The sequence below is a fragment of the Streptococcus sp. 400_SSPC genome (assembly GCF_001072745.1).
In the GTDB taxonomy this organism is placed as follows: Bacteria; Bacillota; Bacilli; order Lactobacillales; family Streptococcaceae; genus Streptococcus; species Streptococcus xiaochunlingii.
Genome location: NZ_JVIQ01000062.1, coordinates 1 through 488, shown reverse-complemented (window position 1 = coordinate 488; position 488 = coordinate 1). Strand labels below are relative to the sequence as shown.

Sequence of the window (488 nt, the reverse complement as noted above, 5' to 3'; positions counted from 1 at the left end):
GTACCGTTGGCATCCTTCGCTTGAACCTTAACGGCAACGACTTCACCTGAGTATGTCTTATCTGTTGGTGTGAAGGTTACAACACCTGTTGCTTTATCAACTGTGAAGGTACCGATTTCTTTACCTTCTGGTGATTTGGCAACTACTGATGCAGCTGGTTGACCATTTTCATCAAGAAGAGTAATGGTATCCTTATCAATTGGTGCAACTGGATCACCTTCTGTGAATGTAACAGTACCAGTTTGAACCACACCTTGAGGAGCTACTGATTCAGCAGGTGTCGCTGTTGGTGTTACAGGGGTTACTGTTGGTGTGTACTTAGCTGTTACTGGTGTACCATTCTTATCTACACGTTTCACAGTTACGCCTGTTCCTGTTCCGGTGAATGATTTCTCTGGCACGAATGTAACTGTTCCATCTGGAGCTACTGTGTAGGTTCCTTCACCTGGAATTGTCTTAGTCGTTGAACCATCTTCAAATGTAGCTGG

General features: G+C 44.5%; 1 pseudogene. It reads right to left on the bottom strand.

The features are described 5' to 3' along the window. Nucleotides 1-488 (bottom strand): annotated as a pseudogene (locus ADH49_RS07885) (fibronectin-binding protein); the annotation flags it as partial.